The organism is Janthinobacterium sp. SUN100, from assembly GCF_030397705.1.
Taxonomy (GTDB): Bacteria; Pseudomonadota; Gammaproteobacteria; order Burkholderiales; family Burkholderiaceae_D; genus Janthinobacterium; species Janthinobacterium kumbetense.
Map to the genome: position 1 here is coordinate 980,722 of NZ_JAPUBU010000001.1, position 24,901 is coordinate 1,005,622.

21 protein-coding genes and 2 pseudogenes are annotated in these 24,901 nt (G+C 56.9%); 13 read left to right on the plus strand and 10 right to left on the minus strand.

The genetic code is table 11. The annotated features are described in order from the left end of the window. Window positions 1-47: 47 nt before the first annotated feature. Together O0881_RS04250 and O0881_RS04255 are read right to left on the minus strand one after the other, a co-directional pair. Window positions 48-338, minus strand: coding sequence for a transposase (locus O0881_RS04250; RefSeq protein WP_289910306.1), 291 nt, complete (start codon window positions 336-338; stop codon window positions 48-50). Window positions 339-957: 619 nt separating this feature from the next. Then, complete coding sequence (locus tag O0881_RS04255) at window positions 958-1,797, minus strand: hypothetical protein (RefSeq protein WP_289910307.1); 840 nt, start codon at window positions 1,795-1,797, stop codon at window positions 958-960. Window positions 1,798-1,814: 17 nt separating this feature from the next. On the opposite strand from O0881_RS04255, the gene O0881_RS04260 reads away from it, so the two are divergent. From O0881_RS04260 to O0881_RS04280, 5 genes are all read left to right on the plus strand, one after another. Next, the gene (locus O0881_RS04260; protein ID WP_289910308.1) at window positions 1,815-2,318 is read left to right on the plus strand and encodes a deaminase; all 504 of its coding nucleotides are present in this window, start codon (window positions 1,815-1,817) and stop codon (window positions 2,316-2,318) included. Window positions 2,319-2,716: 398 nt separating this feature from the next. Beyond that, the gene (locus O0881_RS04265) at window positions 2,717-3,859 is read left to right on the plus strand and encodes a hypothetical protein (protein WP_289910309.1); all 1,143 of its coding nucleotides are present in this window, start codon (window positions 2,717-2,719) and stop codon (window positions 3,857-3,859) included. 261 nt (window positions 3,860-4,120) lie between these two features. Next, entirely contained in the window at window positions 4,121-4,948 is an 828-nt protein-coding gene (locus O0881_RS04270; RefSeq protein WP_289910310.1) for an HNH endonuclease signature motif containing protein, read from the plus strand. After that, window positions 4,945-6,183, plus strand: coding sequence for a type II restriction endonuclease (locus O0881_RS04275; protein ID WP_289910311.1), 1,239 nt, complete (start codon window positions 4,945-4,947; stop codon window positions 6,181-6,183). Before O0881_RS04270 ends, O0881_RS04275 begins: the two co-directional genes overlap by 4 nt. A gap of 72 nt (window positions 6,184-6,255) precedes the next feature. Next, complete coding sequence (locus tag O0881_RS04280) at window positions 6,256-7,332, plus strand: hypothetical protein (RefSeq protein ID WP_289910312.1); 1,077 nt, start codon at window positions 6,256-6,258, stop codon at window positions 7,330-7,332. Window positions 7,333-7,531: 199 nt separating this feature from the next. Here O0881_RS04280 and O0881_RS04285 read toward each other — a convergent pair. The 8 genes and pseudogenes from O0881_RS04285 to O0881_RS04320 form a co-directional block, all read right to left on the minus strand. Then, window positions 7,532-8,223: pseudogene (locus O0881_RS04285) on the minus strand (transposase DNA-binding-containing protein); the annotation flags it as partial. Between the two features lie 574 nt (window positions 8,224-8,797). Next, window positions 8,798-9,280 (minus strand): DNA mismatch endonuclease Vsr, encoded by a 483-nt coding sequence (gene vsr / locus O0881_RS04290; protein ID WP_289910313.1) that lies wholly within the window; start codon window positions 9,278-9,280, stop codon window positions 8,798-8,800. Window position 9,281: 1 nt separating this feature from the next. Beyond that, window positions 9,282-10,646, minus strand: a complete 1,365-nt coding sequence (gene dcm / locus O0881_RS04295) for a DNA (cytosine-5-)-methyltransferase (RefSeq protein WP_289910314.1) — start codon at window positions 10,644-10,646, stop codon at window positions 9,282-9,284. 641 nt (window positions 10,647-11,287) lie between these two features. Next, window positions 11,288-12,307, minus strand: coding sequence for a hypothetical protein (locus O0881_RS04300; protein ID WP_289910315.1), 1,020 nt, complete (start codon window positions 12,305-12,307; stop codon window positions 11,288-11,290). 9 nt (window positions 12,308-12,316) lie between these two features. Further along, window positions 12,317-14,254 (minus strand): hypothetical protein, encoded by a 1,938-nt coding sequence (locus tag O0881_RS04305; RefSeq protein ID WP_289910316.1) that lies wholly within the window; start codon window positions 14,252-14,254, stop codon window positions 12,317-12,319. Continuing rightward, window positions 14,251-16,389 carry a hypothetical protein gene (locus O0881_RS04310; RefSeq protein ID WP_289910317.1) on the minus strand — a complete coding sequence of 713 codons (2,139 nt, stop codon included), beginning with the start codon at window positions 16,387-16,389 and terminating at the stop codon, window positions 14,251-14,253. Before O0881_RS04310 ends, O0881_RS04305 begins: the two co-directional genes overlap by 4 nt. Window positions 16,390-16,779: 390 nt before the next feature. Next, window positions 16,780-16,899 (minus strand): annotated as a pseudogene (locus O0881_RS04315) (IS5/IS1182 family transposase); the annotation flags it as partial. A 504-nt stretch (window positions 16,900-17,403) separates the two neighbouring features. After that, window positions 17,404-17,964 carry an STM3941 family protein gene (locus tag O0881_RS04320; RefSeq protein WP_289910318.1) on the minus strand — a complete coding sequence of 187 codons (561 nt, stop codon included), beginning with the start codon at window positions 17,962-17,964 and terminating at the stop codon, window positions 17,404-17,406. 181 nt (window positions 17,965-18,145) lie between these two features. Between O0881_RS04320 and O0881_RS04325 the strand changes: the two genes are divergently transcribed. The 8 genes from O0881_RS04325 (at window position 18,146) to O0881_RS04360 (ending at window position 24,895) form a co-directional block, all read left to right on the plus strand. After that, window positions 18,146-18,298 (plus strand): hypothetical protein, encoded by a 153-nt coding sequence (locus O0881_RS04325; RefSeq protein WP_289910319.1) that lies wholly within the window; start codon window positions 18,146-18,148, stop codon window positions 18,296-18,298. An 86-nt stretch (window positions 18,299-18,384) separates the two neighbouring features. Beyond that, window positions 18,385-19,152: a hypothetical protein gene (locus O0881_RS04330; protein ID WP_289910320.1), complete on the plus strand. Its 768-nt coding sequence runs from the start codon at window positions 18,385-18,387 to the stop codon at window positions 19,150-19,152. A gap of 159 nt (window positions 19,153-19,311) precedes the next feature. Next, window positions 19,312-19,689 carry a transcriptional regulator gene (locus O0881_RS04335; protein WP_289910321.1) on the plus strand — a complete coding sequence of 126 codons (378 nt, stop codon included), beginning with the start codon at window positions 19,312-19,314 and terminating at the stop codon, window positions 19,687-19,689. A 198-nt stretch (window positions 19,690-19,887) separates the two neighbouring features. Continuing rightward, window positions 19,888-20,847, plus strand: a complete 960-nt coding sequence (gene trbB, locus O0881_RS04340; RefSeq protein WP_289910322.1) for a P-type conjugative transfer ATPase TrbB — start codon at window positions 19,888-19,890, stop codon at window positions 20,845-20,847. Between the two features lie 43 nt (window positions 20,848-20,890). After that, window positions 20,891-21,286 (plus strand): conjugal transfer system pilin TrbC, encoded by a 396-nt coding sequence (gene trbC / locus O0881_RS04345; protein WP_289911451.1) that lies wholly within the window; start codon window positions 20,891-20,893, stop codon window positions 21,284-21,286. A 2-nt stretch (window positions 21,287-21,288) separates the two neighbouring features. Beyond that, window positions 21,289-21,600 carry a conjugal transfer protein TrbD gene (locus tag O0881_RS04350; RefSeq protein ID WP_092605191.1) on the plus strand — a complete coding sequence of 104 codons (312 nt, stop codon included), beginning with the start codon at window positions 21,289-21,291 and terminating at the stop codon, window positions 21,598-21,600. Then, window positions 21,597-24,134 (plus strand): VirB4 family type IV secretion/conjugal transfer ATPase, encoded by a 2,538-nt coding sequence (locus O0881_RS04355; protein WP_289910323.1) that lies wholly within the window; start codon window positions 21,597-21,599, stop codon window positions 24,132-24,134. Before O0881_RS04350 ends, O0881_RS04355 begins: the two co-directional genes overlap by 4 nt. Beyond that, window positions 24,131-24,895 (plus strand): VirB8/TrbF family protein, encoded by a 765-nt coding sequence (locus O0881_RS04360; protein ID WP_289910324.1) that lies wholly within the window; start codon window positions 24,131-24,133, stop codon window positions 24,893-24,895. The genes O0881_RS04355 and O0881_RS04360 overlap by 4 nt, the downstream gene beginning before the upstream one ends. Window positions 24,896-24,901 lie beyond the last annotated feature (6 nt).

Here is a 24,901-nt window from a genome sequence, read left to right on the forward strand (position 1 = left end):
CGCTTTTTTTGTGCATCTAAAATACCCTTGGTAGCTCTGCATTTGCGCTAGATGTGGACGCGCCGGCCGCCTTGCTTCAGAGTCGCTTCCCGTTCGGCGGTGGAGTAACCACGATCAAAATATAGATCGCGGCTGGCGTTGCTGCTCTCAAGAAGCGGTTCGAATACCGTGGTGTCTGCCACGGCGGCATTGGTGACGACCGTTTTGCGGAGCAGCTTGTAGCGCTTGTCAACACCGACGTGCAGGTTATAGCCGAAGTAGCTCTTGCCATACTTCTTGGTCCAGCATGCGTCGACGTCTTTTTGCGTGCGTTTGTACGTTTTCCAGCCCAACGGCATGGTGCCTTACTTTCCGACCTCGGCTTCTTCGCGCTTGTTGCGTTGGACGGGCGCCTGGACCAGCGATGCATCGAAGATTCGGCCGCAACGCGCCTTGTAGACGTGCTGCTGTCATTGTTATTGGACTTGCTCGAACACGAGCGTGCCCGCGCCGCTTGCGCTAGGCGGTCGCAGAATAACCAGTTCGTCTTGGCGTCGGGGAAACTGCTGCTGTCGGTCAGATCTAGAAGTTGCAGGAAGCTGCGAAGATCCATTAGTGGATATTCCAGCGCGTCGTCGACCAGATTGCAGAGCTCCTGGTGTACCAGTATCTCGTCTATCAACACGGTCGGATACAGCGGACGGCCGCCTTTGGCACGGCGACGTCTATGCTGGCGGCCCGCGCCTTGAAGTCCACGTGCTTCGTCAGCCCTACCCGCGGATCACCGATAGTCGTGCGCAGTACTTCGCGTTCATATTTTGCAAACAGGCTGGTCCGGGGGCTCATCACCGTCCTACTCCTTGGGCGCTGGCAGATGCGGGATTTTACAGAACCCGCGCATATCAGGCTAGGTCTCTAGAGGTGACCTTAGTTGGCCAATTATTTGTGAAGTGTACCCCCAAACTAAGTAATCACAATTTATTTAATGGCCGGCTTTTTCGAGTCAGCATCTTTGTCATTTGCCACTACACTTGTTTCCGCCGGTTTATTACTCCTGTGAGTCGCTTCGTCTGATGCACTCACAACTTCAGGTGTCATTTTCTCCAAAGCAATCAACCGCTGCTCAATCTTCACCATTGAAATTTTATCGTCATAAATACCTGCAATCAATGAATATGCCACGGGAATAATAATTGCCAAGATACCTACAACTATGGCTCCCCACGCGGCGACCACACCTAATTTAGGCAATGCGAAAATCTTTCTAGAAACGTCATCAACCAGTGCCTCCATGTTCAGGAAGGATTTAGAGAAATCTCGTGAATTTTTCTTTACCTGCCGAAGATAATCTCTAGGCACGGCTGGTGAGTTCGAAGAATTCGTCTGGTGCGAAAAAAACAGAAGTCGCATGAAGCCGTCGCCATGACTCACAGTGAAATCTTCGGTGCTAAAGTTTACAAGCGCTGTAGCAACAGGACCTTTCCACCCAGGATCCACCACTCCTACGTTAAGCGCAAAAATCCCCTTGTGGGCCCACGTAGTTCTAAGAGCAGCTAGTGCCGTAACACTCAGTGGAAGGTGAAATTCTTCCTCTGAAACTACCCAAATCACTCCTCGAGGAGGCAAAATATAGGTAGAACCTACCTCAACGCCGTTGCTGATGATAGTACCGACTGTGGCATCGTATGTGGACTCACGTTTGCCGAAACGCGGTGGCGGTTCCAGTGGAGTCTGACTTCGAGCGCGCTCAACTGCGTCTTTCTGCGCTTGCGAATACTGTACAATACCAGCTGACGTAATTTGACTGTCTACAAGCAAAACTATCTCCCTGACAAGTGAAACAAATAAAATTCGCAAATAAAGCCGAAGCTGATGACTTTTTCATGGCCGAAGCGCTAGCTGAACGGGCAAGCACTGATGATCCAAAAGGCAAGATTGTACAACAGTCTTCTGTTGGGGCTGTTATAACAAAAGGCAATTCTTTACTTGCCAAGTCGGCAAACGTACTGCCCCCGCCGCTCAAAAATACAATGGAAGAAAATTGCGAACCCATCACTGAACAAGGTCGCTATCACCTCATAGAGCATGCCGAGCGTGCCGCAATATTCAAGGGCTTTGCAGCAGGAGTGGATCTTTCTGGGGCGACGATCTATTGCACCCGATTTCCGTGTAGCGATTGTGCTAGGGCCATAGTATGGTCCGGTATCAAGCGAGCCGTCTTTGCGGGTGGATTCGCCGGAGAACAGCGCTGGCTGGAATCCCAGCGAGCAGCGTTGAAGATTTTACGAGAAAGCGGCGTGACGGTTCGTTATCTTCCTAGACTCAAGATTAGCGACTAGAAAAGCAGGTTCACTGATTAGACGAGAGCACCAAGCCATATACCATGGCGAACGGTTGCATCTAGATCTGGATAATTCATAGGCCTGAATTTAAGAATGCTCAGGCAGTAAAAAACTTTCTTTCACCAAGAGCTGATTCGGCCACAATAAAATCTATAGCAATCCGGCCTTTAGCCGCTGAACAGGTGATGATTTGAATCAGCCGAAGCCCCCCCCCCCGGTCGTCCCGACAGCTAAACGGTGCGTGTCCTCCAAAGCTGAGAGCCTGCGCATTCTCACTGCCGCCGACGCCTGAGTGTCACCGGGCAATATCGGCGCCTTGCAACTCCGTAAAGGCATTTATTCGTCATACTTGGCGACGTGGCGCTAACAGCGTCAACATACTGCGACGGCGGGCATTGGAACGCAAGCGCGGAACGAAAGTTGATCCCGTCGCAGTCCCGGCACGCCGGGTACTGGAACTGGAAAGCGAAGTCAAGCGTCTTCGTGCCAAGCTGGTCAAGGCGGACTTGATCATCGACCTCAAAAAAAACTTCCACTTTGCTGGGGCTGAGCACCGCCGATTTGCCGAGCAAGCCGAACTGATCACCGTCGCCAGCAGCTTGACCGACGAGGTCTGCGCCGCCTGTCGTGCCTTGCGTCCGGCGCGCAGCGTGCTATACCCGGCTCGTACCGCGTGCAACGCCTGTCATTGCCCCCTTCGGCAACTTCGGCGCCGACTAGGCACCCATCGTTGGCGCCCGTCGGAACTGGAACTTCGCTTTGTGCTCAACGGCCTCAACAGCACGCGCTTCGCCAGTTGTGCGCCGGTAACCATCCACGCCCTGCTGCTCGACGAAGGACGCTGCAGTGACCTCGGTGCGCACCATGTATCGCTTACTGCAAGTCTGCGCCGCCGTATGCGAGCGTCGCAATCAACTGCGTCATCCCAAGTACGCAAAACCGAAACCGCCGGCCGTGGCGCCCACTCAAGCCGCGAGTTGGGACATCACGAAATTGAAGAAACCGTTCAAGGGCAGGTGTTTCCACCTGTATTCCATCCTGGATATATTCAGCCGTTATGTCGTTGGCTGAATGGTGATCCAACAGGAAAAGGCTCAAATGGCCGAGTAGCTCATCTCCGGTACCGCCACCAAGGAGCACATCGCGCCGGACGTGCTGCCCTTGCATGCCGACCGTGGCAGCAACATGCGAGCCAAGCCGGTGGCCACGTTGCTGTGCGGCTTCAGTGTCGTCAACTCTCAGAGCGGGCATTGTTTTTCCCGCAACAACCCGTACCCGGAGGCACAGTTAAAGATCTTAAAATACCCGCAGGGCTTCCCGGCGCGCTTTGGCTCGTTTTTACCGACGCGCGCGCACGCTGCGTTCAGCACTTCGCATGGCACAACCAGCAGCACCGCCATTCGGGCATCGGCATGATGACGCCTGACAGCGTGTACACCAGTCGTGCAGTTGAAATCAACAAGCAGAGACAAGCCCAATTGGCCGACGCCTTTCAGCGAAGGCTGAACCGCGTAAAGCACCGCATACCGCAACCGTAGCAGCTGCCTACGGCTGCCTTGATTAACCCGCGACCGAAAGAGAAAAAACACCTGAGCATGAGAGTTAGACTCTCACAGACTCAGTAAGGTCTTTTCAAATACATTAACACGCTCCGGCCTCGATGCTTAACCCGCAACAGGCACAAGTCGACCACGAGCATTAACCAAACTGGCATTGCAACGTATGCCGACAGGACATTAAAAAATGACCCAACAAGGGCCGTGGGTACGCTGAATCTTCGTTGCCTTAACGTTCGTGCCTTGACGGAAACTATTTTGATCGTTACGCTGCTAGGCGAAAATACGGTGTTTTGGGCACTTAATATCAAGGGGAAATGCATGACCGGGAAGTGGGAATCATGGTTCGACAATTTTGGCATCAAGGCAGTCGGCTTTACAGACAAGAAAAAAAATGCATATGTCCCAAATATTGGCCAGAAACTGGCGATTGCCGGCGCTGGTATAACTCCAGCCCCTAGTCGACCTGCCGTTCCGTTCAGCCTTTCCGTACTCTTTGATCTTACCCGCAACGTTGTTACGAGCAACTTCTATCACTCCGACCGAAAGGAACCCGGGCGCGCCCCAGAGGCAAGGATGGGCTTGGATCTGATCACTGATTGGATGAATGAGCATGATGAAATACTCATCGGCAACATCGGCGAGCAGCTCTTTGCCCTTAAACTGGCGGACCTTCCTTCGACAGACGAACAAATCGCGTTCGAAATCGCTAAGTATTGCAACCGTAGCGCATTATTTTCTCAGGCTCTGAAGGCAAAAGGCCGCCCGTCAAAGCGCATTTCAACCCGGGAAGAGTTCGTCAGGAATCCTTTCATCGTGAGAGCGGCGCTGTTACGCGCGAACGGAAAATGTGAAACGCCGGACTGTACTATCAAGCTGTTCAAAAAAACCGACCACACTACCTACCTAGAGGTTCACCATATTATTCCGCTCAGTGAGGGAGGCAACGACAGTATTGAAAACGCTGCAGCGGTCTGCCCTAGCTGCCATCGTGAGTTACATCATGGCTTTGAACAAAATGCCCTTCGGTCCCGCCTCCAAATAGAGGTCGCTGCCAAAGCTCTCACATGAAGCCCGGCTACCTCTCAGAGTACTTCCAGGGCGTCGCGCTTAAGCGTCTAAGCAAGGTCGAGGCGGATATTCTGTGCTCGAATCAGCATGAATTTAACGGCGTTGAAGGTCTTCGCTCACTTCTGGGGGAACCTGAAGGAAAAGTTCGCTATCCCGCAGATATAATGTACCTCAGCGATGAGGAAGAGCAAGTTATACTTGAGGAAGCAGTGTTCACTTGGTACGACTCACGCCAAAAAGCGCGGCTGGCAAGGGGTGTGCAACGCTGGGAATACCGACTTTACTTTCCGACAAGCCGTGCATCTGGCCTCGCCGCCACCGGTGACCTGCTAGTTATCGCGAAACAGCGCAACGGCAAACTTCTTGTCATAGTCGCAGAAAAGGGATCCGGCATTGGACGACAGATTGAATGGTTGTTTGGGACCTCGAATCTCGACCAGCCGGGTTTCTTCGTCAAATCAGGAATGGAAGAGCAGCGTGATCGCATTGAGTTTACATCGCGCATTATTCTGGAAAGCATTGGTTTCGTGGTCGAAACCACCGCCCCAGCTTATCTCGAAACTATGCTCCAGAAATTCGGTGGAAAGTTCCCCACCACGCGGGAATTCTCCACTTACGCTCGGTCCACCCTCCCCCACATCGACCCTAAGGGCTGTCCGGACGATGTATTGATGGCATGGATGGAGCAGGAGGAGATTTTGTTCCGTACTCTTGAGGCACATCTGATATCGGAGCGACTCACAGGCGGCTTCGGCAAGATTGCTACGGGAGTGGACGTCGAAGGATTCCTGAAGTTCTCTCTATCGGTGCAGAACAGGAGAAAAAGCCGTGTCGGCCTTGCGTTCGAGAACCATCTGGAACTGCTTTTCGTCGAGAACGGGCTCAGGTATTCACGCACGGCCGTAACTGAAAACAAAGCGAAGCCCGACTTTCTTTTCCCTGGGGCATCCGAATATCACGACCATGATTTCGCCAGTGACAGGCTGACGATGCTGGGAGTGAAGTCCACCTGCAAGGATCGCTGGCGGCAAGTGCTGGCCGAGGCTGATCGCGTCCAACAAAAACATCTGATAACCCTTGAACCAGCGATCTCGCAACAGCAAACTGACGAGATGGCAAGCAAAAATCTGCAGTTGATTATCCCGGAGCAGCTTCATCAGTCTTATAGTCTAGCGCAGCGCGAGAGTCTGATGAGTCTGTCGTCCTTTATTCAACTGCTGCATCAGCGGCAGTAGCCTCAACCGCCCGAAACAGAAGAAAGGAACAAAATCATAGAGTCTATATGCAATCACTTTGCCGAGCGTCGAATGACACACTACGACCCCGCACATGTGTTCAGGCAGCTCTCCGCAGAAGGTACCAGACGGATCGACGCCTTTGTATTCGAACTGATGTTCCGCAGGCGACTGAACAAAATTGTTGGGAATACTCCGGGCCTGACTGTGTCTTTTGGATGGCATCTCGGCTACAACAAATACGGCTTACCCGCGTACTGGTTCAGACTGCTGGATGAGGATGGCGACTGGAACAGCTGCGATGACGCGATGCTTGCAAGGTTAGCCGCATTCCGAATCGGGCGATACGATAACCCAGTTAATGTTATTCGGGTGAAGTATGACGAGCCTTCAGGCGCGTTAGTAGCATCAAGCAGAGCAGGGATGCAATGGGTTAACTGGAAGCCGCTTACCGCCGTGCTCGATCGCCTGCCTTCGCGCGGCGCGCCTGTGGCGCCTAAGCCAATGGACAACACCTCACCCGAGCGCGCCATTGCTGCATTCGCATGGCTCGCCAAAGAAGAATTCCGCCATGAGCTCATTGCACTTTCAATTCAGCGCCGGTTCATGAACTGCGTACTACGTCCGCATCTTGGGCGCGATGGAACCGATCTCGATGCTGTAATACTGACGGCAGACGGGCAACTGTGCGCCGTTGAATTCAAACGGAAATATCCATCAGTGGGGCGACAAGTTTTCGGACTCGACGAATTTCCTCATGTCCGCACAGTCAGGACAATGGATCAGCTAGGCATCAGAAACCTTCATATCATGCTGGTCAGCCCTGTATGGAACAAGAACGAGTCACCGGTAACCTGGCTCAGCGAAAAGTCGCTCTATCCGAACTGGACATGGGTGGCTGCCTGCCTAAAAGGCGAGGACTTTCCAGAGGACGCAAACTGCATGCACACCTCAGGCGAAGACAGCGGCCAGCGAAAAGCAGAACGCGACCAAGGAAGTATCAAATGGGAGAAAATTTATCTGCTGAACGAAGGCATCAGACTGAGTCGCAAGGCTTCCGCTGACTTGGTCAAGCTTGTGACTCACGGGACTATCGGTGAAGCCGTTAGGGTTTCATACGATGACTTGTTTAGTCGGAAGCTGGGTTGAGGTGACGTATCTCAGCGACGAGTGCGCCAGCGTCCTGAACCCGAATCCAGCTTTCGATGTTGCCCCCTAAAAGTCGTGGGCTCCAGCTCAGGCCCCCTTTCAGAGAACATTCCAACACGACCAGCACCCGCCACCCTGCCACAGAGCTTTGCCATAGTCCGCCAGCTCATGCGAACTTCCTTCTGTGTGCCTAAAGCACAGTTTCGAATTCCCAACGGGCACAGTAGCAGTCGATCAAAGCGACCACTTCGAGGTCATTGGCTACCGTTCGGTTCGTCAGCAAGCGCCATTCGACCGGTGTGGCGTCAGGCGTTGCGCCGATTTCGCGCGCAACGATACACGTGGCCGACACAGTCGTGCGCACAGTTGCTGGCGCACTGGACGGACCTTCACGCCTTTGCGTGCCGGCATCTGGAAGGGGATTTCACCCAACGGCAGCCCCTCTATGATATGCGCCCAGAGCTGGTTGCCGTCGGACAGACAACGGTTGTGCTTGGCGCGCACCAGCCAGTCTGCCGGCGTGCCCAGTTGCTGGGCTAGAGCCATCAACTGCATCAGATCGGCTTCGCGGTCGGCCACGTACACCAGACGCGTGTCGGGAAGCGCGTGCGCCATCTCGACAATTCGCTCGTAGCCCTCGATCCAGCGCAGGCTTTCAATGCGCTGCTGCGTCTGTTGCCAGTGCGGCTCCATCAGCGCGCGCCAGTCGACGCTGTCGTTGTCGAAGAAGCGATACGCCGCCACCGTCTCACTCCAGCCTAGGCTGGCCTTCGGAATGTTCGCTATCGGATCGGCCGCCGCAACTCATTGAATGTAAAAGGCTTTTTCAGCCAAGCGGTCGACGGTCTGGACTTGTGTATAACGGCGTGCCTTGGAGCCCCGCGGCCTCAGGCCCTGTCTTACTGCAGCCACAATCTCTGTCTCATACTTCCGGGCCAGCTCTGTTTTCTCCGGTATCTGGCCTCCTAGAGAAAATTCCATGGTATCGACGCTTAATGCTCCTGCCTCGAACTGACCTGGTATCCGGACATCAATAATTTGAATGGAAAAATACCGATGCTCAGCCGGACGGCTATCAATAAACTTTTGCGCAGTCGCCGAAAGCACCGGCTGAGACTTATATACCTTGAACCAGTGTCGCGCCTGGTCTTTCGAAGCGGCCTTTATGTAGAGCCAGCCAAACTCGGGAGATCCAAGTTTGTGCCTGCTTTCGAGTTGAAAAAAATAAGCTGGTCGAAAAACATATCTCAAACAATAATCCCGGAACGCGCTTTTTTGTTTTTCGTTCAAGGTCCAGAATTCCCCGGATTAATTCATGCTTTTCATTCATGCAGCAATTATCAGAACTATAATTCAAACGGGTTACATTTCAAGGGTCAACTGCCCTTTCTCGCGATAATTTCTGGCTGACGGTCAGGTGACTCAGTCGGCAGAGCCTGTCAATTCCGCATCGGCATTTCTCAGATCAGGGCGGTGCAACCTCAATATGAGATACACTCAGGAATTGACTTTCCGGCGCTGGGGAATTATCCCTTATCCATGCTTCGAGCTGGTCACCAAGAGCAACCGGGGCCTGCTTCAGTCGCCCCTTGAGGGCACACTCCCATACAACCAGAACACGCCAGCCTCCCACGCGAAGCTGCTGCATTGCACGTAAATCCCGCTCAAGATTCTGCCTGATCTTCTCAGCCCAGAACTCCCTCCTTGCCTGTGGGAGTTTAAACAGATAACAGCCATGTCCATGCCAGAAGCAACCATGCATGAACACAGCAACGCGATACTTAGGCAGCACAATATCCGGCTTGCCTGGCATATCTGCCACATGCAGACGAAAACGAAAGCCGCGGGAAAACAGCAGCTTTCGCAACATCATCTCCGGCACAGTGTTCTTACTTCGGATAGACCGCATATTTCTACTGCGGCGTTCCGGACTATGAACATCGGTCATTTCAGGCTGCTAAACGACCGCTCTTTAACTTCTCAGCAGCCACCTTTCCCTTGATGACCCTGTCTCTCATCAGCATTGCCACCGCCCGGAATACCGGAACAACAACAGAATTTCCAAACTGCTTATAAGTCTGCATATCCGAAGCCGGCATACGGAAGGCAGATTCGCCAGGCGCATCATACCCCATCAGGCGGGCACATTCGCGCGGAGTAAGCCGGCGAGGACGATTTTTCTGATTTAACGGATGATTGAAATCAAGTTCAGGATCAAATCCACGATCGATCAGAATTTCAGATCCATCTTTATAATATCGCGCAGACAACGTGCGGGTAATCTCGTGTGGCCTGACCAGGCCATATCCGAAACCATTACCCTTTGCCTTATGCTTAATAGAATAATTAAAGAGGTATTCCCACAATTTTGGGGTCAGGACATATTTTTCATCATATTTGGCATCAAGTATGTCGCCTAACGCCGGGCGCCTCTTTGGATAATGCCTGGCCACATCGCGCAGCGTAAACCCACTGTGGACATCGAGATCCCTGCGAAAACCAACCAGCACAATACGTTCACGATGCTGGGGAACAAAATGGCTACCATCAATAATCTTCGGATCATCAGCACCCATACTATCAGCGTCGGCAACCGAATAGCCCAGTTCATCAAGTGCCTTCATAATCACACGGAATGTATTACCTTTATCATGGCTCTTCAGATTTTTTACGTTCTCCAGAACAAAGGCAACAGGTCGCTTGGCAGCGATAATACGCGCCACATCAAAAAACAATGTGCCCTGCGTATCACATTCAAAACCATGCTTGCGGCCCAGCGAATTCTTCTTCGAAACACCGGCAATTGAAAAGGGCTGACACGGGAATCCGGCAAGAAGCACATCATGATCAGGAATTTCCAAATCAATATGACGATAAGCCTCATCTTCAGAAACATCCTCTTTATCACTGAGCGTAACTTCCCGGATATCAGCGTTAAACTTGTGGCAGGCTGGATCACTGTAGTGATTCGCCTTATAAGTCCTGACAGCATAGGGATTCCACTCACTGGTAAAAACACAGCGCCCGCCCGCATCTTCAAAGCCGCGCCGAATGCCACCGATGCCTGCGAAAAGATCGATAAAGTCAAATTCTGCAGGTTTACGGCGTGATGGCGGCTGCGGCAACAGGCTGCGTACCTGCCGGAACTCTGCCTCACTCAACGCCTGATCAGTCTTACCGCTCATCAGAAGCTTGAGCGAATCTCTGGACCAAGTCCCTGGAGAAATTTGATTAAGCTCCTCGGCAACTCTTTTCAGGTCATAGCTTTCCAACACCTGCGACAGCAGCGCCAGATCTTCACTCTTGTGTTCCATGTGTTCTCTTCTCGGAAATCTGTATAACAACCAATCAAGCATTCTACCGATCGTGGCCTAAAAAGCCAACGAGGGAAAATTCAGCCGACAAGCAGACATTGTACTGTATATTAACCCAGTATCACACTACATACAGTCTACGGGCCGGCCTGAACTGCGGGATACCTGCTGCTAAGTCGCTTTGTAGCGCGGCCTGGCCAAGTCGATGCCATTGAAGAGAATAAAGCGGTCGCCCCGCCGGCGCAACAGACTAAATGTAGCCATCTCCGCACATCCATAACGACGAAGGCCTGGATACTATTACCATCGGGATATGATAATGCCGCCCGCGCCGACTCGACGTAGTCGACCTGCACTCCCGCCCGCGCGGTCGCCTCAGCGGCCGCAGTCGGTCAGGACTGCCGAAAACGGGCAGATTTGGATTGCAAAAAGCACCAAAGCAACTCGGTTGACGATACCGCCTCGCCTTGGAACCCCATATCTTTAGTGCGTGCCTCCAATCGCCGGTAATTAGAGGGCCCCAAGGCGCACTCTCTGTTAAAGAAGTTAATCTTTAAGCGTACAACTAGCCGTCGGGCTGAAGATTTGTATGCAGGGGTGAGGCCAGCAGTCAGTCTTCTAACGAATCACGCAAGATACGCCTATCGGAACAGCTGCATTCCCAAGAGAGCCAATGTAGAAGCGAAGCTCAGGACGCATACCGCGGTCAGCCACTTTGTTCGGGCCTGGAACGGAGCAAGCTGGAGTGCGAGTTGCTGCTGGACGATGGCTGTGACCAGTGCCTGCTGGGCTTCAGACATGGCTTGGTGCTGACGAGCGACTTCTTTGGCCGCCCCGTCGATCACGGCGGCGAGCGACTCGAAATGCGGCATGAGCCCCGGGTGCAAGGTATCGATCCGTTCGCATAGTTGGGTCCGCTGATGGTCGAGTTTTTGCGTCAGTCCGTTCAATTCCCGGTTGAGTTGGTCAGCCGCCGCGTGTTTCTGGTCGCGTATGATGCCCAGGTCGGTGTCAACCTTGGCAACGACCTGTGCGGCTGCCGCGAGATTGTCGCAGGTAGCACGCGTATTGATGTCAATCTGCTCAAGCATCGTCGCCGTTTTTGCCAGGCCTTCGTCGAGATGTGCCTGCCCCTGCTCGATCCTTACGCCCACGTCGTCCAGTTCCTGACTCAGCTGATTGGCGACTGCCTGCTGTTGTACACGCACTGCGCCGAGTCCATCCTCGACGCGGGTAAAGTCGCGTCCCATCTCGATAATGGCCGTACCTGCTGCATCAGCCTTCGTGTCCAGTTGCGCAAGCATGCCGTCAGCCCGCAGCAGAAATTCCTGCATGGTCCCGTCGCGTTCCGCCTGACCCGCAGTGTGCCGGCCCAGATCTTCTCTCAACACGTCCATCCCGTCCCTGACTTCACCGAAACGCCGGTTCATGCGCGTGCCCTGCCCTTCCAGTGCGTCGATTAGCCCAGCCTCCACGGCTTGTGCCGCTTTCGCATTGGCCTGCTGGACGGCGTCAAGCTGCATCTTGAGCTCGCCGAGCGTCTTGTGCAGCGGATCGAGCGGGTATTTCATCACGCGTGTCAGGAGTTCCGCCATGGCCTGCTCCTGCTCCTTGATGCTGCGCTGGATTTCTTCGTGTTGTTTGTGTGCGTCGCGTTTCATGATTGGACCTTAGGAAAGCGTAATTTTTCTATGTTCTTCGGCGAGGCCGTGTGCCGACAGCAGGGTGAACAAAGCGTCGGCAGGGTCGGCGGCGGCCGCTATCCGCGCTTGCCTGCTTCGAAGTTCAGCAAGGTATTCCTCATCGAGCATCATGGCGAACTGTGCCGCGGTGTCAGCGTCTCTGTCGAGACGCGTCACCGCTTCACACATCTCGTCCTGTACCTTGATCCTCTGCATCTCGAGCTTTTTCAGGGTGGCACGCTGTCGCGTTGCAATCTGGTGCATGCCGACGCGTTCGCTGTCCGCTTCTGCGGCTTGCGCCTCGAGTTCCGCGACACGGGTGGCGATCTGCTTGCGCCACAGCTTTTCAGCAAGCTTGGCCGTCTTTTCTGCGGCGTCGCGCATATCCTGCTTCAGCCGGGACTTGTCGGTGGCGAAGCTGTCCGACACGCTGGGGTAATACTCGTCACGCCAGTAGTCGCTCATGCGCGCGCGAAGAGCGGCGAACTCGTCTCCTGCAATGCTGTTGACCTTGGCAATATGGGCACCCATGTCAGGACGGGAATGACCCCAGAATTTCCTGGCATTGCCGCCGGACGGTACCTTATCAAGGAACTGCTGTCGCAGCCATGACGTGAAATCATTGATTCGGCTGAACAAGGCACTGGTGTTCGTTGCGACGCCGCCCACCCGATCGATATGCTCGGCCGGATCGAAGGCGAACGCAGATAGCAGTTCTTCCTGCGCCGCGTCACGAAAGTCAAGCACCGACTGTAATGCCTCGCACTGCTGGGCAGCTTTGCGCTCGCTCTCGCCGGCCTGCAGGGCAATCGCTTCGGCCTTTGCAGCGCGTTCGGCAAGTTCGGCCAGTTCCGCTTTGCCCCGTGCAATGCAGGCAGCCCGCTTGCGCTTGGCTACAAAGTTCACATCGAGCGCATTGCGAAATCGCGCCGCTTCGCTGGCTGAAGTACGAATATCCTGGTGCAGCTGCGCCTTCAACGTCTCGACGACGGGTAGTACTCGAGCAGCAAACCGACTGTCGTTGCTCAGCATGGTTTGCCATGAACGGCCAAATTCGAGGGGAAAGAAACGCTCCGGCTTCGCTGCTTCGGGCGCCAGCGGGCGCGTGAAAGTCCCGATCTGCGCGAGCAGCCGTCCGCGGACATGTTCAGGGCACAGTGTGCCAGGATGATCGCGCGCGAAGTCGCGCACCGTGTCTGGAGTGTAGGAAAACGTGGTGACAATGCGGAAGCGGTTTGGAACGAATTGCCAGTCCTCGATGCCGGGGAGCGTCAGCGCCTCGGGATTGAGGAAGGTCAAGTCGTCACCTTGCCCTACAAGCAGGATCAGGTCGGCGTACGGCACGTAGCGTTTCGCCATACGCGAGACGTGCTCCTGTTCTACCGGGTCCGCCGGACTATCGCCGGGCAGGTCCAGCATCCGGGTGCCGATGCCGCCATGCGTACACCCGGCAAAACAGTCCTCCGGAATCGATACCACGACCGGCCTTTCTGCCGGCAGTTGCCGTTTGCTCATCTTCAGGCGCAGCTCTCCCAGCACGGCGCACATCTCCTCGTCCGTGGCGATGTGCCGCTTTCCGGCACCGTCATCGAGATACCAGTCGCGATCGGGTGAACGGCGATATTCCATCGTGGTGGCGGTGGCCGATTTGCCCTGTTCGCGGCCTCCGCGCAACACCTTGCCGACGCGTACCTGGGCCGGCGCGTCCAATCCCATCAGTTCAAGAAGGAGAGTAGTCTTGCCCACTTGGGTCCTGCCGAAGACCACAACGTAGGGTTCTTCATCGACGGCGCCGTTCGTCAGGTGCGCGCCTACGTCCGGGCTCAGCTGTGCAATGAAACGACGGTAGGCACGGTAGGCCCATTCAAGCTTGTCGGCCTCCAGTCCCGTCCACAGCGCCTCCGGTGCCGAAATACCTGCGGTCATGCCGCAACTTGCTCGAAGAGCACCAGCGTCTGGCCCGAATTGGACAGTTGTGACAGCAGATCTCGCTGCAATATGCGCACGTCGGCAAGGGCCTTGGCTAGGCGATCCTGCTCCATCAGGCGCTGATCGAGGCCGTAGCGACGGCGCAGGCCATGCTTAAGGTGGGTGCGCAACGTGGCCATCAGCTCATCGTAACGCGCGCCGAAATGGATCAGGTGATGGTCTCGCGTGTTCTGCAGCATGTTGTTGGCCAGCGCACTGACCTGCCCGTCGTAACGTTTCACCTCCTGCACCGCACTGTGCGCCACAAAGCCGATTGCGATGACCGCCGCGACCGCGCCACCCACTGTCAGGGCAGCTCCCCCACCGCCCATGCCCAGCGCCGCTAGCAGATTAGCGATGATGTCCGCATGTCCATCTGTGACAACATCCACCGCCATGACTGCGGCGATACCCTTCAGGATGCCACGCGACGACTCGGAAAAGTCGGAAAACTGCTTGTTCACGTTCTCGACCGATTTTCCAAGGTCGGCCTGGGGCATCTTCTCAAACGTGGTTCCGCTGACTTGCACGAGTTGCGGTAAGACGGAAGCAATCCTCGTGTATTCCAGTACCATCACGGGCAATAGCGACGCGGTTTTCTCAAGGTCTCGGTTAGTCGCACCCGAACCGATCTCTCCGGCGCGGCTTTGCATCAGGGCGCGCAGGTTCGAGTGCACCTTTTCATTCGTGAACGGGGCAGGTACGGCATCGTTATTGTCGTCTAGGTAGCCAAGGCGCTGCAACGGCGATGGCGACGGCAGCAACGCGCCTTGGGGAAGTGCCGGCCCAGCCGCCTTTGCGGTCAGCTTGCCAAGGCCTTCAGTGTACTGCTCAAGCACCGAACCCACCGCGCTCCAGGCACCGAGCACGTTGTTTTCGAGCCTGCTCTGGGTTTCGGTGACGGTGTCGAAGGTATTCACAATCTTGTTCATAATTCCTTCGTGGTCGCGTACGAGGCGACCCTGCATGTCCTTCCACGCCTTGCCGTAATGAGCTCCGGACAGGTTCTTGACCATCTCCTGGTGTTGGACTCGCAGACTGGCGCAGGCCTCGTCGAACGCGTCCAGGCAGTTTTTCAACATTTCCTGGCCTCCGTCATCTCCCCCTGAGTGGCGGAAGAACAGGGTCGCATGCGTACGTATTTCTTTCAGCACGCCCGTGAGGTCCTCAGACAGTGTCTGCTCCAGCCTGGCCAGCTGAACCTGGCGCGACGCGGTGCCGGAAACGGACATGTCGCGCAGGGCAGCGGTAAATGCGGGAAGCCAGCGCGGAAGGCAATCGGGCGCGGTACCAGCGCAAAATACCTGTCGCGCAGCATCCTTTCCGTTTAGCGCAAATCCTGTGACAGCCGTCTGGCGCAGTTCTTCCAGACGCACTTCGTCGTTACCAAACGACTCGGTCTTAGCGATCACGACCAGTGGCCGCACGGTGCGCAGCTCATTGGCCAGCATGTCCGTGACGACCTCCTGTTGCACCTGGCTGGCTAGGCGCGTAGCGTCGGTAACGATAACGCAACCGGCTGCTCCCACCAGGGCTTGACGCATCAAGTCCTGCCAAGGACCGTTGGTGGTCGTTCGCTTTTCGTAGCCCGGCAGGAGCAGCAGCGCCTGCCCGTCATTCTGGAAGTAGCGCCGCGGTACGCGCAACACGGGCAGCAGTACCTCGGGCAATCCTCCCCGACATGCTTCGACGAAGTCCCGAGCCGCCAGTTCCTTCTCCCCCATAGCAAAATGGCGGGAACCATCGGTGGCGGGTACCAGCACCAACGCGTAGCCCTGGGGCGCATCGTGCGTGCCGCTTTCCTCGACCAGTACCGGTAGTGTCTCACCCTGGCCCTCGTTCGGAGGCAGCCAGGGATTGTCATTGGTCAGGCCATACAAGGTGCGAACCAAGGTAGTCTTACCCGCGCTCTGGGTACCGCCGATTGCAATCAGCCAGCGATCGTTCATCACTTCCGCGAGGGTCAGCCGGCGCATGACGGGCAGCAGTTGGGCGTCGATGTCGGCGTTGTCCAGTACCCTAGCGGCGCCGCGCAGTTCGCGCATTGCCTGGTTGATTTCAGAAAGCAGCAGTTCAGGGGTTTGCAAGATCATGTTGAGGCCAATTGTGGATGGATAAGATGGCGCGTAAGTTCGCCACATGTCGGGCACGTCCGCGAGCTGTCGGCTATTGGCCGATGGGACCAACTTCTCTAGTCGGACTAAGCAGTCGTACCGCTGTTAAGGTCGTTTAATTCTCGCTCAGGTGCAATGGTGGCAAAGAGTTAAAGATTTCACCACAGCAATTATATTCCAATGAGTATGCGTGAATTCTCACCAAATATGCGTTTGATCAATTTAAATACTGGTTTGCACACGTCGGACACGGTTCTTCTTGGCTAGCGGTTGCGCTTTCGATTCCGCGCAACCACCAGCGATATGATTATCGTGAAATCACACCTGGCAGGCTGGGAACTCGACCTTCCAGGGTCTATCTGACTGATGTCAGGCAAGCCACAATATAATTGGTGCTACCAGCACGGTAGTAAAGAAGTTATGGCCGCGTTTATCGTAACGCGTTGCGATAGCGCGGAAGTTGTTTAGCCGGTTGATCGCACACTCGACGTTGCCGCCCTTGTCCGAAGGGATCAGAACGCGCCCCATGCCGCTGTGGCTATGGCTTGTCAGTTTCCACACCTGCGCCCACCGGCGGATAGCCAGTCAATCAGGTTAGCAATGCCTTTATCCCTAACCAGCGCCGTCAGATTCTTGCACCGCAGTCACCCACTTTTTTCTATCGAACGACTTACGCACGATCGGGACACGCGCCAGTCCAGCGCCCACAGCGTTCCGTATGGCTGAATCATCGTGCCGCTATACGAGCTCGAAATACTGCCATATCTCTCTCCATCAACGAAATGCTACAGCTATATTTTTTCCACTACGCTTTGCCTGCGGCCAGTTGGTGCCCGTATGAATACACGTTCTTGCTTCCGTTGCCGACCCGATCGCAAGGTTCAGGCACTCCTATTCTGGCGCGGCCGGTTTTTTTTGACGTAAAAATACCAGCGTTCGTATGCCAGTCCGCGGCACAAGGCACAGGTACCAGGAATGTACGGCCCCGGCTACTTACAGGACGAGCTCCAGGATGGACTGAGCAATGCCTTTTTGACAGGTAAATGCATCGCGCGCAGCGGTGCGGCCGAGCTGGGTTTCGATGTGGCCGATGACTTCCTCTAAGGGCATCGCCAGGGAAATCTGCGGCACCAGCACCACGTAAGCCGTTTTCTTCAAGTTGGATTGCACGGCCAAGCGGGCCAATGCGCCACCGGCTCGCTGTGCATAACGTTGCGGATCGCACACATCAATACCAAGGAACCGCTGTCCCTCGACCAGCAGCACCTGTAGCGCGACGACGTCGCGCCAAGGTATAGGTCCAACTGCAATCGAGGATGCGTGATCGACAATGCCGGTGTCGCCGATCACCATGGAAGGTCTGGAATTGAGCGCCTTCTTACCCCAGAAATAGGTGCACAGACCGAAAAACAGAAAACCCGCCATAAGCGCCGCTTGCTTAAACAAGCCGAGGTCACCGAAAAAAACTAATCCCAAAGAGCCAGTGGTGAACAAGGCGGACCCGGCGGTCAAGTACACAATAGTTGAGTTTTTAGGGTAGATGAGCAAGTCCATCGTAGGTTCCGGTCGAATTTGGTTGGTTTGAAATGCGAGACTGGTCGGGCTGCGTCTGGTGAATCAAGGAGCTATTTCACATAGTACTTCTCCAGCATACAATAATAGAATATCGTCGCTCCCTATAACAACATTCATTATTTTTAAGGCCGTTTTTTGCCCGTCAATCAAGGAAAGAGAAATGGAAATATTGCAAGCCTATTGCGTCGAATTGGACGACACAGTCGATATTTATGAAGCTCAGAGTGCCTATTTCGATACCCCCCGAGCAGTCGCAAACGATTTACATTCCGCTGTTCCGATGAAGAATGCCGCCGCCTCAAAAATCCATTAGTTTCTGGCGTCAACTACCACCGGCTTGCAGAGGAAACGGAAAAGTACCGCCAACCACACTTTCGTGCTCCTAAGGCAAACGCACACTTGGAAACTTGCATTTGGTCTGAGGAAAAAACTGGCCTGTCTCTAGCAGAGCCAACAACGGACGAGTCTCAGCAACGCGTTGCACATGCCAAGAAAACTAATGTCGTAGACATATTCCTGCCCGCCGAGTCCGACACATTGCGGGGGAGTCCAGAACAACGGAAGTCCGGAACTAACATTCTTACGCCTGTACCAACTGCCGCAGACCAAGCTACGCAAAAGGAACGTAATAGAATCAGAGATGGCTACAACAGCACGTCTCGGTTGGAGCGATTCATCGACTGCTGGCTGCAATTTGACGCTGATCAATTAAAGGTTCAGCAAGTAGCCATTTCAGGAAAAACATTGAGCTATCGTCAAGCTGTGACTAATCCGGCTTGGATCACAGAAGAACAAAACGGTCACCGGATTCTGTATGGTGCCGCCCGTATCAGCCTGTGGCCACCAGCCAAGCCAACTAGGCTTTACCTTAATTTTCTTGATGATTGCGAGCAATTCCCAGAGCATCTCGGCAACCAGTCGCTTGATATTGACCTCCCATTAGCACGTATAAATCAGCACCGCGGTGGAGCCGTCATGCTGCACAAGCTCACTCAGGCGCAACAACCAGATTACTATCTCAAGGTATATTGCTGGGGTATGATTAAAGCTAAAGATAAGCGTCCAGGCTACAGGATTGAAATCGCGTCGCTCAACAACTTGGTACTCAAACCTGTCGCGAAAAAAACCAGTACCGCGAAACCTTCACTTACTGACAGCCCACAATAACCTGCCAGTTTTTTGATGCACAGCCATGCGCAAACACATCTTGTATGAAAGCTGTTTCAATGTGACCTGTCAATGAAAACGTCATCAGGTGCACGAGAAAATACCCAACCTGACACTGTTTGCATAATCCAAGAGTATAAATCCAAGATATCAGCCACCGTGTACAACCAAATCTTCTTCACCAACGTCCTGCGCGTGCTCGACGAACTGGGCATCTCCAAGAACGAACTGTCCGACCGTGCGGGCATGTCGGTGTCGTTCCTGTCCGACCTGACCAACGGCAAGGCCAATCCCTCGCTCAAGATCATGGAGTCGATCGCCAGGGCCCTCGACGTCGCGCTTCCTGCCCTGCTGGAAATTACCGACCTGGACCAGGAATCGCTGGACATGCTCGCCGGCGGCAAGGCGCCGAGCAGCCTGCCTTCCGGCTATGTGCGCGTGGCAGCCGTGCTCACGGAATACCAGGCGTTCCAGGTACGCCAGTGGAATGATGCGAACCGCAAGCATATCGCTGACGCCAAACCGGAAGACGGCTGACGCCAGTTAGCGCCCATGGCGCAAAATGCGCCGGAAATCCATATCCTGCGTGAAATAGTCAAGCAATACGCGCACTAAACACCGAACTCATCAAGAAATTTGCCGATAGGGTTTGCGCTAAGTCTAATTCAGCCGATTTTTTACGATATATCCTTTGCATATGCGGCATGGCATAAATGCAACAGGGGTATACCGATCATGGCTGAAACCGAAGACTTTTCCACACTGAAGGAGCGGGCACGGCGCAAACTGGAACGCGACATGGGTCCCCTCCTGATGGCCGCGCTGAACGATCCGCGCACGGTGGAAGTCATGCTCAATGCCGATGGCAGGCTGTGGCAGGAGCGGCTCGGCGAACGGATGCAGTGCATCGGCACCCTGCGCGCGGCGCAGGCCGAGGCCATCGTCAAGACCGTAGCGGGCTACCATGGCAAGGAAGTCACGCGCGGCAAGCCCCTGCTGGAAGGCGAACTGCCGCTCGATGGCTCTCGCTTTGCAGGCCAGTTGCCGCCCGTCGTCCCCTCGCCCACCTTTGCCATCCGCAAGAAGGCCGTGGCAATCTACACGCTGGACGAGTATGCCGCTGCCGGCACCATGACCGCGCACCATTGCGACGTCCTGCGGCAGGCGGTGGCCGGCCACCGCAACATCCTCGTCACGGGCGGCACCGGCTCCGGCAAGACCACGCTGGTCAACGCCATCATCAACGAAATGGTGGCCTGCGATCCCGGCGAACGCGTCTTCATCATCGAAGACACGGGGGAAATCCAGTGCGCCGCCGAGAACTTCGTGCAGTACCACACCTCCTTCGACGTCTCCATGACGGCGCTGCTGAAGGCCGCCCTGCGCATGCGTCCTGACCGCATCCTGGTCGGCGAGGTACGCGGCCCCGAGGCGCTGGACCTGCTCGACGCCTGGAATACGGGCCATGAGGGCGGCGCCGCCACCCTGCATGCGAACAATCCGGCGGCTGGCCTGGTGCGCCTCAAGTCCCTCATTACCCGCAACGCATCGGCCCCGGCCGACATTGAGCCACTGATCGGCGAGGTGGTCCACATGGTCGTGCATATCGCCCGTACCCCCGTTGGCCGCCGCGTGCAGGAAATCCTCGAGGTTTCCGGCTACGCGGACGGCCGCTATCTCACCCACCTACTCTGAGGAGCTCCCGATGCTTACATACCTGCCTGGCCCGCCGGGCCCCATGCACGCCAAGGCGCAGGTCTGGCTGTGCGCTGCCGTCATTATCCTGCTGTTCCTGTCCCTGCCGCACCAGGCCCATGCCGCTGCTGGTACCGGCGGCTCGCTGCCCTATGAAAGCTGGCTGGAAAACCTGCGCAACTCCGTCACCGGCCCCGTGGCCTTTGCGCTGTCCATCATCGGCATCGTCATCGCCGGCGGCGTGCTCATTTTCGGCGGCGACCTGAATGGCTTCTTCCGTACCCTGATCTTCATCGTGCTGGTGATGGCGCTGCTGGTGGGTGCGCAAAACGTGATGAGCACCTTCTTCGGGCGCGGCGCAGAAATCGCTGCGGCAGGCGACATGCTGTGCGGTGGCATCCGCCATGCCGCACTTTGCACCGGCACGCGGATGGCCTAGCCATGGCCCTGCGCGCCATCCCCATCCGCCGGGCAGGCAACCGGCATAACCTGTTCATGGGCGGAGACCGGGAACTCGTCATGTTTTCCGGCCTCCTGGCCTTCGCGCTCATTTTCAGCGCGCAGGAACTGCGGGCATCGGTGGTGGGGCTGCTGTTGTGGACGGGCGCCCTCTTCGCCTGCCGGCTGATGGCGGCACACGATCCGCGGCTGCGCCAGGTGTACCTGCGCCACCGCCGCTACCGGCGCTACTATGCCGCGCGCAGCACGCCCTTCCGCGTCAATACGGGCAGCCAGGGGAGGCAGTACAAATGACCGAGACGATTTCCATCGCCATGGCGGCGTGCGGCTGCCTGATGCTGTCCATCCTGTACGCGCGCATCCGTGCGGCTGGCGCCGGCATGCGGCTGAAAAAGCACCGCTCGCGCGATGCAGGGCTGGCCGACCTGCTGAACTATGCCGCCATGGTCGACGATGGCATCATCGTCGGCAAGAACGGCGCCTTCATGGCGGCCTGGATCTACCGCGGCGGGGACAACGCCAGCAGCACGGAAGAACAGCGCGAACTGGTCTCCTTCCGCATCAACCAGGCCCTGTCGGGGCTGGGCAGCGGCTGGATGATCCACGTCGACGCGGTGCGGCGGCCCGCGCCCGGCTATGCGCCAGCAGGCCTGTCCCACTTCCCGGACCCGGTGTCCGCCGCCATCGATGAAGAGCGCCGCCGCCTGTTCGAAAGCATGGGCACCATGTATGAAGGCTACTTCGTCCTCAGCGCCACCTATCTGCCGCCGCTGCTGGCACAGAGCAGGTTCGTCGAACTGATGTTCGACGACGAAGCGGCCACGCCCGGCCACAGGGCGCGCACTCAGGGCCTGATCGACTACTTCAGCCGCGAGTGCGCCAGTATCGAGTCGCGCCTGTCGTCGGCAGTGGCGCTCGAGCGTCTAGGCGGCACGCAGGTCACTGGCGAGGATGGTAGCAGCGCCACCCATGACGCCCTGCTGCGCTGGCTGCAGTTCTGCGTCACCGGCATCAACCACCCCGTCGTCCTGCCCCGCAATCCCATGTACCTGGATGCCGTCATCGGCGGCCAGGAACTGTTCGGCGGCGTCGTTCCCCGGATTGGCCGCAAGTTCATCCAGGCCGTTGCCATCGAGGGCTTCCCGCTGGAGTCCACGCCCGGCATCCTCACCGCGCTGGGCGAGCTGGCATGCGAGTACCGCTGGTCCTCGCGCTTCATCTTCATGGACGCCCACGAAGCGGTCAGGCACCTCGACAAGTTCCGCAAGAAGTGGCGGCAGAAGATACGCGGCTTCTTCGACCAGGTATTCAACACCAGCACCGGCCCCGTCGACCAGGATGCGCTGTCGATGGTGGCTGATGCGGAGGCGGCCATCGCAGAGGTCAACAGCGGCCTGGTGGCGCAGGGCTACTACACCAGCGTGGTAATCCTGATGGACGAGGACCGGGACAAGCTCGACGCAGCCGCGCGCCAGGTCGAGAAAGCCATCAACCGCACCGGCTTCGCGGCGAGGGTGGAATCGGTCAATACCATGGACGCCTACCTGGGCAGCCTGCCCGGGCACGGCGTGGAAAACGTGCGGCGCCCGCTGATCAACACCATGAACCTGGCCGACCTGCTCCCCACGAGCACCATCTGGACAGGACTGGACAAGGCGCCCTGTCCCCTGTATCCGCCGCTGGCGCCCGCCCTGATGCACTGCGTGACGCATGGCGACACGCCGTTCCGCCTGAACCTGCATGTGCGCGACCTGGGCCACACATTGATGTTTGGTCCGACACGCAGCGGGAAATCGGCGCACCTCGGCCTGATCGCCACGCAGCTGCGCCGCTACCAGCGCATGTCGGTGTATGTGTTCGACAAGGGCATGGCCATGTATCCGCTGGCCAAAGCCATGGGCGGCAGCCACTACACGGTGGCGGGCGACGGCGACAGCCTCGCCTTCTGCCCGCTGCAATTCCTCGCCACGCGCAGCGACCGCGCCTGGGCCATGGAATGGATCGACACCATCCTGGCCCTGAACAATGTCGACACCACGCCCGCCCAGCGCAACGAAATCGGCAACGCCATCATGAGCATGCATGCCAGCGGCGCGAAGACCGTGTCCGAATTCGCGCTGACGATCCAGGATGAAACCGTGCGCCAGGCGATACGCCCCTACACGGTTGACGGCAGCATGGGGCACCTGCTCGACGCCGAGGAGGATGGCCTGTCGTTGTCCGACTTCACCGTGTTCGAGATCGAGGAGTTGATGGGCATGGGCGAAAAATATGCGCTCCCCACCCTGCTGTACCTGTTCCGCCGCATCGAGCGCAGCCTGCTGGGCCAGCCCGCCGCCATCATCCTCGACGAGGCATGGCTCGCTCTGGGCCACCCGGCCTTCCGCTCCCGCATCCGGGTCTGGCTGAAAGTGCTGGCCAAGGCCAATTGCCTGGTGCTGATGGCCACGCAAAGCCTGTCCGACGCGGCCAGCTCGGGCATCCTCGACGTCATGGTGGAATCGACGGCCACCAAGATTTTCCTGCCCAACGTGTATGCGCGCGACGAAGACACGGCGGCGCTGTACCGCCGCATGGGCCTGAACGCGCGCCAGATCGACATTCTCGCCACGGCCATCCCGAAGCGGCAGTACTACTATGTCTCCGAGCACGGACGCCGCCTGTACGACCTGGCGCTCGGGCCGCTGGCCATGGCCTTCGTCGGTGCCACGGACAAGGAGTCGGTGGCGGCTGTCAAGGCGCTGGAGGCCAGGCACGGCGCTGCGTGGACCGGCGCTTGGCTGGCCAGCCGAGGTCTGAACCTGGACGACTACGGAGGCGCAGCATGAACCTTGCCCGCATATTCAGATCGCTGCGCACGGCAGGAAGCCGCAAGGCGCCCGCACAGGACGGATTCCTTGACGGCGGGCGGCGCAGCGGCGAAAGCGACAATCCCTACCTTTCCGCGCGGCGCACCTGGAACGACCACGCAGCCCAGGCCGCGTCCTCGCGCCAGGCCTGGCAGCTGCTGGCCGTGCTGTCACTGCTGGTCGCCCTCGCTGCCGTCGGCGGCATGGTCCATGTCGCCAGCCAGTCCCGTTTCGTGCCCTATGTGGTCGAGGTCGACAAGCTGGGCCAGCCCGTGGCAGTGGCCCCGGCGCAGCAGGCAGCGACAGCCGACCAGCGCGTGGTGCGCGCCGCCGTCGCCTCTTTCGTGGGCGACGCGCGCCTGGTCACGCCGGACATCGCACTGCAGCGCAAGGCCGTCTACCGCCTGTATTCGATGCTGGCGGCCAATGACCCGGCGACGGCCAAGGCCAACGAATGGTTGAACGGCACCGATGAAAGCAGCCCGCTCAAGCGGGCCGCCAGGGAAACCGTCAGCACCGAGATCATTTCCGCCCTGCCGCAAACGGCCGATACCTGGCAGGTGGACTGGACGGAAACGGTGCGCGACCGCCAGGGCGTATTGAAGGCGCCGCCATTCCGCATGCGCGCGCTGCTCACCGTGTACTCCGTGGCCGCCACGCCCCAGACCACGGAAGAACAGCTGCGCAACAACCCGCTGGGCATCTATGTCCGCGATTTTTCTTGGGCAAGACAGCTCTGAGGAGGC

Bases quoted from the DNA above. Each gene is read 5' to 3' on its own strand.
- O0881_RS04250 (WP_289910306.1), bottom strand. From the start codon at position 338: ATGCCGTTGGGCTGGAAAACGTACAAACGCACGCAAAAAGACGTCGAC.
- O0881_RS04275 (WP_289910311.1), top strand. From the start codon at position 4,945: ATGAAGCCCGGCTACCTCTCAGAGTACTTCCAGGGCGTCGCGCTTAAG.
- O0881_RS04280 (WP_289910312.1), top strand. From the start codon at position 6,256: ATGACACACTACGACCCCGCACATGTGTTCAGGCAGCTCTCCGCAGAA.
- vsr (WP_289910313.1), bottom strand. From the start codon at position 9,280: ATGACCGATGTTCATAGTCCGGAACGCCGCAGTAGAAATATGCGGTCT.
- dcm (WP_289910314.1), bottom strand. From the start codon at position 10,646: ATGGAACACAAGAGTGAAGATCTGGCGCTGCTGTCGCAGGTGTTGGAA.
- O0881_RS04300 (WP_289910315.1), bottom strand. From the start codon at position 12,307: ATGAAACGCGACGCACACAAACAACACGAAGAAATCCAGCGCAGCATC.
- O0881_RS04305 (WP_289910316.1), bottom strand. From the start codon at position 14,254: ATGACCGCAGGTATTTCGGCACCGGAGGCGCTGTGGACGGGACTGGAG.
- O0881_RS04310 (WP_289910317.1), bottom strand. From the start codon at position 16,389: ATGATCTTGCAAACCCCTGAACTGCTGCTTTCTGAAATCAACCAGGCA.
- O0881_RS04320 (WP_289910318.1), bottom strand. From the start codon at position 17,964: ATGGACTTGCTCATCTACCCTAAAAACTCAACTATTGTGTACTTGACC.
- O0881_RS04325 (WP_289910319.1), top strand. From the start codon at position 18,146: ATGGAAATATTGCAAGCCTATTGCGTCGAATTGGACGACACAGTCGAT.
- trbB (WP_289910322.1), top strand. From the start codon at position 19,888: ATGGCTGAAACCGAAGACTTTTCCACACTGAAGGAGCGGGCACGGCGC.
- trbC (WP_289911451.1), top strand. From the start codon at position 20,891: ATGCACGCCAAGGCGCAGGTCTGGCTGTGCGCTGCCGTCATTATCCTG.
- O0881_RS04350 (WP_092605191.1), top strand. From the start codon at position 21,289: ATGGCCCTGCGCGCCATCCCCATCCGCCGGGCAGGCAACCGGCATAAC.
- O0881_RS04355 (WP_289910323.1), top strand. From the start codon at position 21,597: ATGACCGAGACGATTTCCATCGCCATGGCGGCGTGCGGCTGCCTGATG.
- O0881_RS04360 (WP_289910324.1), top strand. From the start codon at position 24,131: ATGAACCTTGCCCGCATATTCAGATCGCTGCGCACGGCAGGAAGCCGC.